Annotated in this window: 13 protein-coding genes; 1 reads left to right on the top strand and 12 read right to left on the bottom strand. The window is 69.5% G+C overall.

The genetic code is table 11. The features are described 5' to 3' along the window. Positions 1-11 precede the first annotated feature (11 nt). From IE307_RS12835 to IE307_RS12785, 11 genes are all read right to left on the bottom strand, one after another. Positions 12-2,462, bottom strand: coding sequence for an NADH-quinone oxidoreductase subunit G (locus IE307_RS12835; protein WP_191298121.1), 2,451 nt, complete (start codon positions 2,460-2,462; stop codon positions 12-14). Next, entirely contained in the window at positions 2,459-3,739 is a 1,281-nt protein-coding gene (gene nuoF, locus IE307_RS12830; protein ID WP_191298120.1) for an NADH-quinone oxidoreductase subunit NuoF, read from the bottom strand. Before nuoF ends, IE307_RS12835 begins: the two co-directional genes overlap by 4 nt. An 8-nt stretch (positions 3,740-3,747) precedes the next feature. Further along, positions 3,748-4,467 carry an NADH-quinone oxidoreductase subunit NuoE gene (gene nuoE, locus IE307_RS12825; RefSeq protein ID WP_191298119.1) on the bottom strand — a complete coding sequence of 240 codons (720 nt, stop codon included), beginning with the start codon at positions 4,465-4,467 and terminating at the stop codon, positions 3,748-3,750. Next, positions 4,464-5,867 carry an NADH-quinone oxidoreductase subunit D gene (locus tag IE307_RS12820; RefSeq protein WP_191298118.1) on the bottom strand — a complete coding sequence of 468 codons (1,404 nt, stop codon included), beginning with the start codon at positions 5,865-5,867 and terminating at the stop codon, positions 4,464-4,466. Before IE307_RS12820 ends, nuoE begins: the two co-directional genes overlap by 4 nt. Continuing rightward, a complete protein-coding gene (locus IE307_RS12815; RefSeq protein WP_191298117.1) occupies positions 5,864-6,613 on the bottom strand; it encodes an NADH-quinone oxidoreductase subunit C in 750 nt (249 codons plus the stop codon). Before IE307_RS12815 ends, IE307_RS12820 begins: the two co-directional genes overlap by 4 nt. After that, positions 6,610-7,161 (bottom strand): NuoB/complex I 20 kDa subunit family protein, encoded by a 552-nt coding sequence (locus IE307_RS12810; protein WP_191298116.1) that lies wholly within the window; start codon positions 7,159-7,161, stop codon positions 6,610-6,612. Before IE307_RS12810 ends, IE307_RS12815 begins: the two co-directional genes overlap by 4 nt. Positions 7,162-7,168: 7 nt before the next feature. Next, the gene (locus tag IE307_RS12805) at positions 7,169-7,534 is read right to left on the bottom strand and encodes an NADH-quinone oxidoreductase subunit A (protein ID WP_030478224.1); all 366 of its coding nucleotides are present in this window, start codon (positions 7,532-7,534) and stop codon (positions 7,169-7,171) included. A 265-nt stretch (positions 7,535-7,799) separates the two neighbouring features. Beyond that, positions 7,800-9,065, bottom strand: a complete 1,266-nt coding sequence (locus tag IE307_RS12800) for a geranylgeranyl reductase family protein (RefSeq protein WP_191298115.1) — start codon at positions 9,063-9,065, stop codon at positions 7,800-7,802. A gap of 581 nt (positions 9,066-9,646) precedes the next feature. After that, the gene (locus tag IE307_RS12795) at positions 9,647-10,402 is read right to left on the bottom strand and encodes a demethylmenaquinone methyltransferase (protein WP_191298114.1); all 756 of its coding nucleotides are present in this window, start codon (positions 10,400-10,402) and stop codon (positions 9,647-9,649) included. A 35-nt stretch (positions 10,403-10,437) separates the two neighbouring features. Beyond that, positions 10,438-11,535: a glycosyltransferase family 4 protein gene (locus IE307_RS12790; RefSeq protein WP_191298113.1), complete on the bottom strand. Its 1,098-nt coding sequence runs from the start codon at positions 11,533-11,535 to the stop codon at positions 10,438-10,440. After that, positions 11,532-12,605, bottom strand: coding sequence for a glycosyltransferase family 4 protein (locus IE307_RS12785; RefSeq protein ID WP_229904651.1), 1,074 nt, complete (start codon positions 12,603-12,605; stop codon positions 11,532-11,534). The genes IE307_RS12790 and IE307_RS12785 overlap by 4 nt, the downstream gene beginning before the upstream one ends. A gap of 144 nt (positions 12,606-12,749) precedes the next feature. Between IE307_RS12785 and IE307_RS12780 the strand changes: the two genes are divergently transcribed. Further along, positions 12,750-13,583 carry an inositol monophosphatase family protein gene (locus tag IE307_RS12780; RefSeq protein ID WP_191298111.1) on the top strand — a complete coding sequence of 278 codons (834 nt, stop codon included), beginning with the start codon at positions 12,750-12,752 and terminating at the stop codon, positions 13,581-13,583. Here the strand turns inward: IE307_RS12780 and IE307_RS12775 are convergent. Further along, positions 13,568-14,200 (bottom strand): hypothetical protein, encoded by a 633-nt coding sequence (locus tag IE307_RS12775; RefSeq protein WP_191298110.1) that lies wholly within the window; start codon positions 14,198-14,200, stop codon positions 13,568-13,570. The genes IE307_RS12780 and IE307_RS12775 overlap by 16 nt on opposite strands. Between the last annotated feature and the right edge of the window lie 16 nt (positions 14,201-14,216).

Genomic DNA, 14,216 nt, shown 5'->3' with positions numbered 1-14,216 from the left:
GACGTGCTGGGTCATGACGTTCCTCCGCTGACGGAGACGATGGAGCCGTGGCCCGCGCCGAGAGTGGCGCGGACGGTCACGTCACCCGAGTTGGTGGGCAGCCAGATGACGCCCTCGGGCAGGTCGTCGGTCTCGACCGGGAGCGTGATCGCGCCGCGGTCGGTGGAGACCGTGACGAACCCGCCGGAGGTCAGGCCGAACTGCGCCGCGGTGGTCTCCGCGATCTTCGCGACGACCGGGCGGGCCGTGCCGGCCAGGTGCGGCTCGTCGACCTGCAGCGAGCCGTTGCCGATCAGGCGGTGCCACGTGGCGAGCACGGCCTTGCCGGGTCCCGCCGGGGACACCAGCGGCGCGGCGACGTTGAGCGAGGAACCGCTCGGTGCGCCCTCGCCGAGGCGGGCCAGGTCGGCGGCCGAGGCCGCGGGCGTCTGCGTGAACAGGTCCGCGTCCATCTCCACCGCGAGGGTGTCGAGCACGCGGCAGTCCGGCAGCGCGCCGGTGCCCTCGAGGGTGGTGCCGAACACGCGGTGGCGGCCCTCCCAGTTGAGGTAGCTGCCGGCCTTCTCGACCGCCGGGGCGATCGGGAGCACGACGTCGGCGTACGCGGTGACACCGCTCGGGCGCAGCTCCAGGCTGACCACGAAACCGGCCGCTGCCAACGCCTTCTCCGCGAGCCGCGGGTCCGGCAGGTCGAACGGGTCGACGCCGCCGACCACCAGGCCGGACAGCTGACCGGCAGCGGCGGCTTCGAGGATGCCCGTGGTGTCGCGGCCGGGCGTCGCGGGGAGCGAGCCCTCCTCGACGCCCCAGGTGCGCTCGACCTCGGTGCGGGCGGTGGCGTTCGCGACGTGGCGACCGCCGGGCAGCAGGTTCGGCACGGCGCCGACCGCGAGCGCGCCGCGCTCACCGGCACGGCGGGGAATCCACGCGACCTTGGCACCCGTCCGCTCGGCCAGCCGGGCGACCGCGGTGAACGCGCCGGGGATCACGGCGGCGCGTTCGCCGACCAGGATCACCGCACCGGGCTTGCTCAGCAGGTCGACGACGTCGGAAGCATGCTCCGGCAACGCGTTCAGCGCGTTCGCCTCGGCACCGGGCACGCAGGCGAGCAGCGTGCCGAACGTCTTCTCCACGGCCGGGGTCGTGAACTGGCCGAGGTGGAAGACCTTCGTGGTGCCCTTGCGAGCGGCCTTGCGCAGGCGCAGGAAGACGATCGGCGCCTCTTCCTCCGGCTCGAACGCGACCAGCAGCGCGGCCGGTGCGGACTCGATGCCCCCGAAGGTGACGCCGTTGTCCGGGTTCGTGAACACCGTGGTGCCGGACAGGAACTCCAGCTCCTCGGCGCTGTGCGGCCGGGCGCGGAAGTCGATGTCGTTGGTGTGCAACGCGATCCGGGCGAACTTCGAGTACGCGTAGGCGTCCTCGACGGTCAGCCGGCCACCGGGGAGCACGCCGACGCCGTTCGCGTCACGGGCCGCCGTCAGACCGGCCGCCGCGACCTGCAGCGCCTCGGTCCAGGACGACTCGCGGAGCTCACCGCTCTCCGCGTCGCGCACCAGCGGCCGCGTGAAGCGGTCGCCGGTCGTGGCGTAGCGGAAGGCGAAACGGCCCTTGTCGCAGATCCACTCCTCGTTGACCTGCGGGTCGTCGCCGGCGAGCTTGCGCTGCACCTTGCCGCGCCGCCAGTCGGTGCGCTCGGCGCAGCCCGACGAGCAGTGCTCGCAGATGCTCGGCGTCGACACGAGGTCGAACGGCCGGGCGCGGAAGCGGTAGGCGGCGGACGTGAGCGCGCCGACCGGGCAGATCTGGATGGTGTTGCCGGAGAAGTAGCTCTGGAAGGGCTTCTCCTTCGCCACACCGATCTGCTGCTGCGAGCCGCGCTCGAGCAGTTCGATGAACGGGTCGCCGGCGATCTGCGCGGAGAACCGGGTGCAGCGCTGGCAGAGCACGCAGCGTTCGCGGTCCAGCAACACCTGCGTGGAGATGTTGATCGGCTTCGGGAACGTCCGCTTGTGCTCGTGGAAGCGGGAGTCGCTGCGGCCGTGGGCGATCGCCTGGTTCTGCAGCGGGCACTCACCGCCCTTGTCGCAGATCGGGCAGTCCAGCGGGTGGTTGATGAGCAGCAGCTCCATCACACCCTGCTGGGCCTTGTCCGCAACCGGCGAGGTCAGCTGGGTCTTCACGACCATGCCGTCCGCGACCGTCATCGTGCAGGAGGCCTGCGGCTTCGGCATCGGCCGGCCGCCCATCTCGACCTCGACGAGGCACTGGCGGCAGGCGCCCGCGGGCTCCAGCAGCGGGTGGTCGCAGAAGCGCGGGATGACCGTGCCGAGGCGCTCGGCCGTGCGGATCAGCAGCTCACCCTTGGGCGCGACAACGGTTTCGCCGTCGATGACGAGCTTGACGTGCCCCTCGGGCACGACGATGTCATCGGTGGTCGACTTGTCAGGCGCGATGGTCATGCGTTCGCTCCAGCCAGGACCTTGGAGTTCTGGTCGCACAGGGCGAGGAACTCGTCCTTGAAGTACTTGATGCCACTGGTGATCGGGCTGACGGCACCGTCACCCAGCGCGCAGAACGAGCGGCCGAGGATGTTGTCGCAGACGTCGAGCAACGTGTCGATGTCGCTCGCCGTGCCGTTGCCCGCCACCATGCGCTGCAGGATCTGCACGAGCCAGTACGTGCCCTCGCGGCACGGCGTGCACTTGCCACACGACTCGTGCTTGTAGAACTCCGTCCACTTCATGACGGCCCACGGCACGGACACGGTCTCGTTGAAGATCTGCAGGGCGGTGGTGCCCAGCATCGACCCGGCCTCGGCGGCGCCCTCGAAGTCCAGCGGCACGTCGAGGTGCTCCGCGGTGAACAGCGGGGTGGACGAGCCACCCGGCGTCCAGAACTTCAGCGGGATGCCGTCCTTCATGCCGCCGGCCATGTCGAGGAGCTGCCGCAGGGTGGTGCCCATCGGCGCCTCGTACTGGCCGGGCCGCGTGACGTGGCCGGACAGCGAGTAGATCTTCGGACCGGGCGACCGGTCGCGACCCATCTCGCGGAACCAGTCCGCGCCACCGTTGACGATGAAGGGAACCGACGCGATGGTCTCGACGTTGTTCACGACGGTGGGCGACGCGTAGAGGCCCGAGGTCGCGGGGAACGGCGGCTTGAGCCGCGGCTGGCCGCGACGGCCCTCCAGCGAGTCGAGCAGCGCGGTCTCCTCGCCGCAGATGTACGCGCCGGCGCCGGCGTGGATCACGACGTCGAGGTCGAACCCGCTGCCGAGGATGTCCTTGCCCAGGTAGCCCTTGGCGTACGCCTCGCGCACCGCCGCGTTGAGGCGGCGGATGCAGTGCAGGACCTCGCCGCGGACGTAGATCGCCGCGAAGTTCGCGCGGATCGCGTACGACGTGATGATCACGCCCTCGATCAGCGAGTGCGGGTCCGCCATCATCGTGGGGATGTCCTTGCAGGTCCCCGGCTCGCCCTCGTCGGCGTTGATGACGAGGTAGTGCGGCTTGCCGTCGCCCTGCGGGATGAAGCCCCACTTCATGCCGGTGGGGAACCCCGCGCCGCCGCGGCCGCGCAGTCCGGAGTCCTTGCACTGCTGGATGAGCTGGTCCGGGTGGGCCTTGAGCGCCTTGGGCAGGGCGGTGTAACCACCGGTGCGCTCGTAGGTCTCGATCGTCCAGGACCTGGGCTCGGTCCAGCGCTTGGTGAGAACGGGAGTCAGCGGGTCAACCATGTTCGTCCCTACTTCTTTTCCGGCAGGGCCGGGAACTCGGCGTTCGACGGCATCTGAGGCGCGTCCCAGCCGCGTTCCTGGGCGATCTGCGCACCGGCCAGCGTCTCCGGCGCCGCCGACGGGCCGTCGAGGTCGGCGTCGCGACCCTCGAAGAACCCGGCGAGCTGGAGCTCGGCCTGCTTGAAGTCGGTGAGCGGGGCGCCGCGGGTGGGGGCGGGCTTCTCCCCCGACTGCAGCGCCTTCACGAGTCCCAGCGCCTTGTCGGGCGTCTGGTTGTCGTAGAACTCGTAGTTGACCTGGAGCACCGGGCCGAGGTCGCACGCGGCGAGGCACTCGGCGTGCTCCAGCGTGATCGAACCCGGCGTGCCCGGCTCGCCCGCGGTCTCCTCGTGGCCCACGCCGAGGTGGTCCTTGAGGGTCTTGTAGATGGCGTCGCCGCCGAGCGCCGCGCACAGCGTGTTGGTGCACACGCTGACCAGGTGCTCACCGCACGGGCGGCGCTTGTACATCGTGTAGAACGTCGCGACCGCGCTGACCTCGGCCTCGGTCAGGTCGAGCTGCCCGGCGCAGAACCGGATGCCCTCCTGCGAGACGTAGCCCTCGACGGACTGCACGAGGTGCAGCATCGGGAGCAGCGCGCTGCGGGCCTGCGGGTAGCGGGCGATGATCGCCTGCGCCCTGTCCACAGCGGACTGGTCGAACGTCGTGGTCTCTGGAGCCTGGGTCATCGGTCACAACCACCCATCACCGGGTCGATCGAGGCAACGGACGCGATCACGTCGGCGACCATGCCGCCCTCGCACATCGCGGGCATCGCCTGGAGGTTCACGAAGCTCGGTTCGCGCAGGTGCACGCGCATCGGGCGGGTGCCGCCGTCGGAGACGACGTGGTAGCCCAGCTCGCCGCGCGGCGACTCGACGGGCACGTACACCTGGCCCGCCGGAACCTTGAAGCCCTCGGTCACCAGCTTGAAGTGGTGGATGAGGGACTCCATGGACTGGCCCATGATCTTGCGGACGTGCTCGAGCGAGTTGCCCATGCCGTCGCTGCCGATCGTGAGCTGCGCGGGCCACGCGACCTTCGCGTCCTCGACCATCACCGGACCGGTCGGCAGGCTCTTCACGACCTGCTTGACGATCTTGAGCGACTGGTGGATCTCCTCGAGCCGCAGCAGGTACCGCGCGAAGCAGTCCGCCGCGTTCGAGGTGGGGACGTCGAAGTTGTAGTTCTCGTAGCCGCTGTACGGGTCGATCTTGCGCAGGTCCCAGGCGAGGCCCGCGGAGCGCAGGATCGGGCCGGTGATGCCGAGCGCGAGGCACGCGTCGACGGGCAGGTAGCCCACGCCCGCGAGGCGGTTGCGCCAGATCGGCTGGCCGGTGAGCAGCTTGTCGTAGTCCGGGAGACGCTTCTCCATGACCTTGACGAACGAGTTGATCTTCTCGATCGCGTCGTCCGGCAGGTCCTGCGCGAGGCCGCCGGGACGGATGAACGCGTGGTTCATCCGCAGGCCGGTGAGGTGCTCCAGCAGGTGCAGGACCTCTTCGCGCTCGCGGAAGCCCGCGGTCATGCCGGTGAGGGCGCCGAGCTCCATGCCGCCCGTGGCGAGCGCCACGAGGTGCGAGCTGATCCGGTTGAGCTCCATCAGCAGCACGCGGACGGCCTGAGCCTTGTCCGGGACCGTGATCCCGAGCAGCTTCTCGACGCTCATGCAGTACGCCGCTTCGTGGTGCAGCGGTGCCAGGTAGTCCGTGCGCGTGATGAAGGTGACGCCCTGCACCCAGTTGCGGTACTCGAGGTTCTTCTCGATGCCCGTGTGCAGGTAGCCGATGACGCTGCGCGCGTGGGTGACCGTCTCGCCCTCGAGCTCCAGGACCAGGCGGAGCACGCCGTGGGTCGAGGGGTGCTGCGGGCCGAGGTTCATGACGATGCGCTCGTCGTGGACCGCGTCCGCGAGCACCTCGTCCCAGTCGCCGCCGGTCACCGTGTAGACGGTGCCCTCGGTGGTCCTGCGGGAGTCCGCGACCTCCGCGCTGCCGGTGCTGGTGCCCGTGTCGACGTCGTCCGTGCTGTCACTGCCGGTCGAGCTGGTGTTCGTCCCGGTGGTGACGTCGGAAAGCCGCTCGGTCATGAGTACGACCGCCTCTGGTCCGGCGGAGGAATCTCCGCGCCCTTGTACTCGACCGGAATGCCGCCCAGCGGGTAGTCCTTGCGCTGAGGGTGGCCGTCCCAGTCGTCCGGCATGAGGATGCGGGTCAGTCCGGGATGACCGTCGTAGATGATCCCGAACATGTCCCAGGTCTCGCGCTCCTGCCAGTCCGCCGTCGGGTAGACCTCGACGAGGCTCGGCACGTGCGGGCTCTCGACGTCGACGGCGACTTCCAGCCGCACGCGGCGGCGGTACGTCATCGACGTGAGGTGCGTGACCGAGTGCAGGCGCTGCGGCACGTCGGCGCCGTAGTCGACACCGGACACCGAGCTGCAGAGCTCGAAGCGCAGCGACGGGGTGTCGCGGAAGATCCGCGCGACCTCCAGCAGCGTCTCCGGGCGGAGGTAGAAGGTGATCTCGCCGCGGTCGACCGTCACCTGCTGCACCGTGTCGGCGGGCAGGCCCTTGTCGCCGATGGCGGCGAACAGCTCGTCCGCGACCTCGTCGAACCAGCCGCCGAACGGGCGCTCGGACGGAGCGGCCACGTGGGCGGGCAGGCGCAGGCCGCCGAAGCCGGACGTGTCACCGGAACCGGTGACGCCGAACAGGCCCTGGCGCTCCTTGCCCGCGAGGATCGGCGCCTTCGCCTTGGCCTCGGTCGGGTTGGTCTTCTCGAGGTCTTCTCCCGCGCGGTTGACGCTGGAGTGCTCGCCCCCTGGCTCGGTCACTTCTTCCTCGCAAAACGCTCGGACGACGGGATGAGATCGGTGCGGTAGCCCGAGTCGGCGAGCGCCTTGGCGCGCACGGCGCCCAGCGGCTCGTCCATGATCTTGGCGTGGATCTTGAGGATCGCGTCCATCAGCATCTCCGGCCGCGGCGGGCAGCCCGGCAGGTACATGTCGACGGGCACGACGTGGTCGACGCCCTGCACCACCGCGTAGTTGTTGAACATGCCGCCACTGCTGGCGCACACGCCCATGGCCAGCACCCAGCGCGGCTCGGGCATCTGGTCGTAGATCTGCCGCAGGACCGGCGCCATCTTGTTGGTGACGCGGCCGGCCACGATCATCAGGTCCGCCTGGCGCGGTGAGGCCCGGAAGACCTCCATGCCGAAGCGGGCCAGGTCGTACCGCGGCGCACCCGTCGTCATCATCTCGATGGCGCAGCAGGCCAGGCCGAAGGTGGCAGGCCAGAGCGAGGACTTGCGGGTCCAGTTGACCAGCTTCTCGACGCTGACCAGCAGGATGCCGTTCGGGAGCTTCTCCTCGAGACCCATGACTTCCTCAGTTCCAGTCGAGGCCGCCGCGACGCCACACGTAGACGTACGCGAAGCCGACCGTGGCGACGAACAGGACGATCTCCACCAGCCCGAACAGGCCGAGCTTGTCGGCCGCTACGGCGAACGGGTAGAGGAAGACCATTTCGATGTCGAACAAGATGAACAGCATCGCCGTCAGGTAGTAGGCGACGGGCATGCGCCCACCACCCACGACCGGCTGCGGGCTCGGCTCGATGCCGCACTCGTACGCGTCGAGCTTCGCCTTGTTGTAGCGGCGGGGTCCGATGTAGGGAGCTGCGGTCACCGAGAACAGTGCGAACGCCCCGGCGAGCGCGAACATCAATACGAGGGGGAGGTAAGGGTCAAGCACGCTCCGTCGTCCTTTCCTCGCGGTCGACCGCACCCTAAGGGTGTTGTTCTGCGACTCGTTTGTTAGGCGGCCCTAACAAACGCTTGTGAAACAGTTCACAAGCTTGATCACACTGTTGTGAAGTGATTCACAAGGTCGCCCGCCAGTGTAGAACGCCTGTAAATGACCTAGATCACAGGGTCTGACCTGGGGGTTTAACCTGGGTGCAACATACGAAACGGCACCGGCTCGTATTGAGCCGGTGCCGTCACCTATTCGGAGTAATTTACGCGGTGGGAGCGAGCTTCGTGGCGGCCACGATGAGCTTGTCCATTGAGTCGCCGTCCTTGGGGTCGTAGAGGCCCGCCAGCAGCTTGAGCACCAGTTTCATCAGGCGTTTCCGCGGCATTCCGTACTTCGTTGCGGTCCGCATGATCGCCGGATTACCGATGAGCTTCGAGAAGACGTTCCCGAGCCGGTAGTAACTGCCGAGCGCCTCCTCGATCCGGACCGGGTAGCCGTGCAGCGCCCGTTCACGGTTGACGCCCGTCCGCGCGAGGGCCTGGACGATGCTCTCGGAAGCGATCTTGGCCGACTCCATGGCGTAGCCGATGCCCTCGCCGTTGAACGGGTTGACCATGCCGCCGGCGTCGCCGACCAGCACCATGCCCGCCCGGTAGTGCGGCTTGCGGTTCAGACCCATGGGCAGCGCCGCGCCGCCGATGCGGCTCGTGGCGTTCTCCTCGCGGAAGCCCCACTCCTCCGGGGTGCCGTCGAGCCAGGAGCGCAGCAGCTGGCGGTAGTCGGTGGTGCCGTAGGCCTTGGACGTGCTGAGGATGCCCAGGCCGACGTTCACGCTGCCGTCGCCCATGCCGAAGATCCAGCCGTAGCCGGGCAGCAGCTTGCCGTCCGGCGCCCACAGCTCGAGGTGGCTTTCGAGGTAGTCGTCCTTGGTGCGCGGGCTGTTGTAGTAGCGGCGGACCGCCACGCCCATGGGCTTCGCGTCGTCCTTCTGCAAGCCGATGCTGAGGGCCAGCCTCGCTGACACGCCGTCGCAGCCGACGACGATGGGCGCGCGGTAGGTGACCGGGTTCTTCTCCGGCCCCTGCTTGGCCTCCACGCCGACCACGCGGCCGTTCTCGACGATGGCCTTCGTGACGGTGGTGTGCTCGTGCATGCGCGCGCCGGCAGCCTTCGCGGCGTTCGCGAGCATCTCGTCGAAGTCCATGCGCGGGCGGACCACGCCGTAGTTCGGGAACGTGGCCAGGTCAGGCCAGTCCAGCTCCATCGTGACGCCGCCGCCGACGACCCTGAGGCCCTTGTTGTGCAGCCAGCCGTTGCTCTCGCGGGTGTCGATGCCCAGGTCGATGAGCTGCTTGACGCCTCTCGGGGTCAGGCCGTCGCCGCAGACCTTCTCCCTCGGGAAGGTGCTCTTCTCGAGGAGGAGGACGTCGAGGCCCGCCCTGGCGAGGTAGGTCGCGGCGGTGGAGCCCGCCGGTCCTGCGCCCACGACGATGACGTCGGCGTCCTCGTTGATCCCGCGCCTGCTCATCCAGACTCCCTGCGTGTACCGGTTGCAGCTTCTGTTTCTGACTCTAACCGGAGGTTGCTGAGGGTCCTGGGGGCGTGGGGTCTGGTTGGGGTCGCGGTTCCGGTTGTGCGGGTTGGTGGCGGTTCCAGCGGGGTTGGTCGCGTTCCTGGGGCTCGGTCGCCTTGCGAGGGTGGTCCAGCGGGTCGTGACGAAGAGCGGGCTGGCGATTGGGGCTTGACCTTGAGCCTCTGGCGAGGCGCTGAGACGGCCGGAAAAGCCGGGCTGAAAAGCGCCCGGCCGTGCCCGATGAGGGGTAGCACCTCGCCCCTCAAGGTCAAGCCCCAATCGCCATGAGCGGGGTGCACCGCTGCCCAGTCGGCAGCAGGTTCAGACGGCTCGCTGCGCATCGCCACGCCAGGCTGCATGCATGGACGGCTCGCGTCGTCGGCTGTCCGGTTGGCACCACGCGCCTGGTTTGCGTCCGAGGTTGCTTTGCGTTGGCGAGTGCCTGGTGGCACCGCGCGGGTGCAGCTGCGGTGGCTGGTTGCGGTTCCAGCGGGGTGGTCGCCTTGCGAGCGGTCGTCGCCTTGCTTCGTGGTCGCTCAGGCAGTCGGTTCGGGGGCCTCGACTGCGTCATCGGCGGCGTCGGCGGTGGAGGCTGCGGCCGCAGGCTTCGGCTTGGTGGCGCGGTGCAGGGCGACCATGCCGCCGGTCAGGTTGAACCAGGCCACGTCCTCCCACCCCGCCTGCGAGATGAGCTCGCCCAGGGTGCGCTGGTCCGGCCACGTCGCCATGGACTCGGACAGGTAGGAGTAGGCGGCCGGGTTGCTCGAGACGAACTTCGCGATCAGCGGCAGGAGCTTGAGGAGGTAGCGCATGTAGACGAAGCGGAACGGCTTGAAGACCGGGGTCGAGACCTCGCAGATGACCATGCGGCCGCCTGGTTTGGTGACGCGGGCCATCTCGCGGAGGGCTACGACGGTGTCGTTGAAGTTGCGGATGCCGAAGGAGACTGTGACGGCGTCGAAGGAGTTGTCCTTGAAGGGCAGGCGCAGGGCGTCCGCTGCCACCTTGGGGACCGGGCGGTGGGCGCCTGAGGCGAGCATGCCCACGGAGAAGTCGGCTGCCACGCACCAGGCGCCTGAGGCGGCGTACTCGACGGTGGAGACGGCGGTGCCGGCGGCGAGGTCGAGGACCTTCTCGCCGGGGCGGGCGTCGAGGACGCGCCTGCTCCACTCCCGCCAGCGGCGGTCGAAGCCCAGCGTCATGACCGAGTTCGTGCGGTCGTAGCCCTTGGCCACGCCGTCGAACATCTCGGCTACCTCGCGGGGGTTCTTGTCCAGGCCGGCTCGAGACATGACTAGAGACTAAGTCAGGTGCGCTGAGATCTTCTTCAGGGCACCTTCAGGGCGGTGAGCATGCCGGTGACGGCGGTGTGCCACGGGTATTGCTCGGCTCTTGCCCTCGCGGCCTCCCTGGAGCCTGATTCCAGGAGGTGCCTGGCGGCTGTCGCGAAGGCCTCCGCGTGGTCGTCGACCGCCGCGCCGCAGGACGGTTGGACGATCTCCTTCAGGGCGCTGCTCTGGCTGACGACGACCGGGGTGCCGCTGGCCAGGGCTTCCAGGGCGGCCAGGCCGAAGGTCTCGTGCGGGCCCGGGGCGAGTGAGAGGTCGGCCGAGGCCAGCAGGGAGGCGACGTCCAGGCGTGACTTCACGAAGCCGAGGAAGGTCACGGGCAGGCCTGCTGCGCGTTTTTCCAGGGACGCTCGTCTGGGGCCGTCGCCCGCGATCACGAGGCGGGCGGAGTGGCCCTGTTCGTGGAGTTCGGCGAGGGTGTCGACGGAGCGTTCCACGTGCTTCTCCGGGGACAGGCGTCCACAGTGGATCAGCAGATTTTGCTTGCCCTGCAGGAGGTCTTGGCGGAGTTCTGCGGAGTGGCGGGTCGGGGTGAACGTTGCCAGGTCCACACCGAGCGGGACCTGGGTGACGTTCTTCGCGCCGATGCGGTCGAACTCCTCGCGGGCGAAGCCCGTCGTGCAGACGACGGTGTCGTAGGAGGCGGCCATGCGGCGGTTCGCCCAGTCCGCGCCGCGTTCGGCCGGGGTGGGCGGGAGCACGAACTGGAGCAGGCGGTCCAGGCGTTCGTGGGAGATGACGACGTTGGGGATGCCGCGTTCGGTCGCCCAGGCGCCCATGCCGCGCAGGGTCAGGCGGTCGGAGACCTCCAGGCGGTCCGGGCGCAGGTGCCGCACCAGGGACTTCACCCGCCACGGGTCGACCACGCGGTAGCCGCCGGTGTGCGGGATCTTGACGGCCGGGAGCGTGATGCGGCGGACTCCGCCGGGCAGTTCCTCGTCGGCCGCGCGGGCGCCGGGCACGACCAGCACCACCTCGTGGCCGAGCTGCGCGTAGCCGGTGCCGAGGTGGTGCAGTGCCGTGCGGAGGCCGCCGGACTTCGGGCCGTAGAAGTTGGCGAGCTGGACGATCCTCAAGCGGCCGCCTGGTGGGTGAGTCCCATCACCGCGGCGTAGTGGCCCATCAGCTGGTCGCAGATAGCGGGCCAGGTGCGGGTGAGCACCGACTTGCGGGCGGCCAGGCCGAAGCGCTTGCGCACCATCGGGTCGCGCAGCAGGTCGACGTACTGCGCGATGTCATCCTCGAACAGGTAGCCGGTGCGGCCGTGGCGGACCAGGTCGCGGGGGCCACCGGCGTTCGGCGCCAGGACCGGGAGGCCCGTGGCGAGGGCCTCCTGGACGGCCTGGCAGAACGTCTCGTGCGGGCCGGTGTGGATGAAGACGTCGAGCGAGGCGTAGGCCTCTGCCAGGTCCTCACCGGTGCGGAAGCCCAGGAACTCGGCGTTCGGCATGTCCTTCTCGAGCTGGTCGCGGTCCGGGCCGTCGCCGACGATCCGGAGCTTCACGCCGGGCAGGTCGTGCAGTTCCCTGAGGCGCTGCACCTGCTTCTCCGGCGCGAGGCGGCCGACGTAGCCGATGGTCAGCTCGTCGTTGTGCTTCGGGCGCGGGTGGAAGAGGTCGATGTCGACGCCGCGGCCCCACCGGTGCACGCGCGGCACGCCGTGCTGTTCGAGCGCCTCCACCGCCGAGGTCGACGGGGCGAGCGTGCGGTCGGCGAGCGTGTGCAGGCGCTTGGTCCACCGCCACGCGGCGCGTTTGGTGAGGCCCAGTCCGTAGTTGCCCGCGAACCCGGCGACGTCGGTCTGGTAGACCGCGACGGTCGGGACGTCGAGCTTGCGCGCGGCTCTGAGACCGTAGGCGCCGAGCACGAACGGTGAGGCGAGGTGCACGACGTCGGGCTGGAACTCGGCGAGCGCGTGCAGCACTCTCGGGCCCGGCACGCCGATGGGGAGGCTCGTCACCATGGGCACGTCGACGGAGGGGACTCTGACGACGGGCGTGCCGTGGTGCTCGTCCGCGCCGGCGCCGGGCGCCACGACGAGCGCCTGGTGGCCGCCCCGCCGCAGGTGCTCCAGGACGCGGAGCACGGAGTTGGTGACGCCGTTCACCTGAGGCAGGAAGCTCTCGGTCACGATCGCTACTCGCACAGGGACACCCTGAGGTGCCCGCATGAAGTCCGCGTGACGCGGGATTTGACGTGGACGGAACACCTCACGTCGTGGCCAGGTGATCGTCGATTCGTCATCTGCGCTTCGGTTTCCGGACACACGACGCGGTGAAACTAGGCCAGCATGACCGTCTTGTCGTCCCGCCCCGCGCAGCCGGTTGACCCCGGACTGGTGTCCATCGCCCTGGAGGTGGCCGGTCGCCTGGCGAACGACGCCTCGGACGTCATCATGGCCACCGCCGGCCGCGGCGTGCGTCCCGACTCCGGCGAGTCACCGTTCGACTGGGTCACCGACACCGACCGCACCCTGGAACGCCACACCCGGCGCGTGCTCACCGCCGAGTTCCCCTCGATCCCCGTGTTCTGCGAGAACACCGACGCCGACGTCCCCGGCGACTCGGAGTTCCGCTGGGTCGTCGACCCCGTGGACGGCACCGCGAACTACACCGCGGGCATGCCCTGGTGCGCCTACAGCCTCGCGCTGGTGGACCGCTGGGGCCCCGTCGTCGGCGTCGTCGCCGACCCGTACCGCTCCCAGATCTACGCCGCCGCCCGCGGCCGCGGCATGCGCGCGAACGGCACCCCGGTCCGCCTGGCCGAACGCCAAGGCGACTCCCTGGTCGTGTGCACCGAGATGACGCGCACCGGCCCGTGGGAAGGCATGGGCGAGTTCATCTCCACGGCCGCGATAGCCGGCACGGGCGTGCGCGTCCTCGGCTCCAAGTGCCTGGCCGTCGCACAGGTGGCGCTGGGACACGTGGCCGCCGCCGTGCTGCACGGCTACCACGAGTGGGACGTCGCCGGTGCGGTGTCACTGGCCGTGGAATCAGGTGCGGTCGTGCTCGACAGACGCGGCGAGGGCGCCCAACTACCCGTGGACGGCCTGCTGGTGGCCGCACCCGAGGCGGCCGACGAGGTCCTGAGCTGGTGGCAGTCGGCGCTTCAGGCCGACAGCTGAGGGAGCTGCTTCTCGAGCACCTCGAGGTGCGTGCGCGCCTCGTCCAGCTCCGGGTGGTCGAACATCTGCAACGCCACCCGCCCCACCTCGTTCTCGAACTGGTGGAAGTCGTGCGAGGCCTTGAGCAACCGCTGGTAGACGGGGTGCTGCCGGTCGACCGCGCCCAGCGCCCGCCCGAGCTGCGCGATGCCGCGCACGTCGTCGAGTTCCCTGGTCAGCTGCTCGCTGATGCGCCACAGCCAGTCCTTGGCCGGCGAGTTCGGCACGGTGTGGATCGCGGCCGCGACCCGGCGCGTCGACGCGGCACACCGTTCGACCAGGTCGGACCACATGTCGTAGGGCTGCTGCGGCACCGGCGGGTGCATCGGGCGCATGGGGTGCATTGGCTGGCGCGGCTGCCGGGCCGAGTGGCGGATGGCGCCCACGATCGTGCCGACGACCGCGCCGGGGATGCCGCCCATCATGACGGCGACCATGAGCAGCGCGATGATCGTGATGGCGACCGAGGACTGCGGTGAGGTGTTCGGGGTGGAGACGTCGATGACTCCGACGAAGGCGCCCATCAGCAGGGTGCCGATACCGGCACCCCAGAGCGCTGAGCGGAGGACGAGTCCCATGTCTTCGATGGTGCCA

Source organism: Lentzea cavernae, assembly GCF_014653695.1.
Classification (GTDB): Bacteria; Actinomycetota; Actinomycetes; order Mycobacteriales; family Pseudonocardiaceae; genus Lentzea; species Lentzea cavernae.
Note: the sequence above shows the minus strand (reverse complement) of the source record. Positions and strands in the feature narration are given on the sequence as shown.

Coding starts and splice junctions, on each gene's coding strand:
- IE307_RS12820 (WP_191298118.1), bottom strand. CDS start 5,867: ATGACCGAGCGGCTTTCCGACGTCACCACCGGGACGAACACCAGCTCG.
- IE307_RS12775 (WP_191298110.1), bottom strand. CDS start 14,200: ATGGGACTCGTCCTCCGCTCAGCGCTCTGGGGTGCCGGTATCGGCACC.
- IE307_RS12780 (WP_191298111.1), top strand. CDS start 12,750: ATGACCGTCTTGTCGTCCCGCCCCGCGCAGCCGGTTGACCCCGGACTG.
- IE307_RS12800 (WP_191298115.1), bottom strand. CDS start 9,065: ATGAGCAGGCGCGGGATCAACGAGGACGCCGACGTCATCGTCGTGGGC.
- nuoF (WP_191298120.1), bottom strand. CDS start 3,739: ATGGTTGACCCGCTGACTCCCGTTCTCACCAAGCGCTGGACCGAGCCC.
- nuoE (WP_191298119.1), bottom strand. CDS start 4,467: ATGACCCAGGCTCCAGAGACCACGACGTTCGACCAGTCCGCTGTGGAC.
- IE307_RS12795 (WP_191298114.1), bottom strand. CDS start 10,402: ATGTCTCGAGCCGGCCTGGACAAGAACCCCCGCGAGGTAGCCGAGATG.
- IE307_RS12810 (WP_191298116.1), bottom strand. CDS start 7,161: ATGGGTCTCGAGGAGAAGCTCCCGAACGGCATCCTGCTGGTCAGCGTC.
- IE307_RS12835 (WP_191298121.1), bottom strand. CDS start 2,462: ATGACCATCGCGCCTGACAAGTCGACCACCGATGACATCGTCGTGCCC.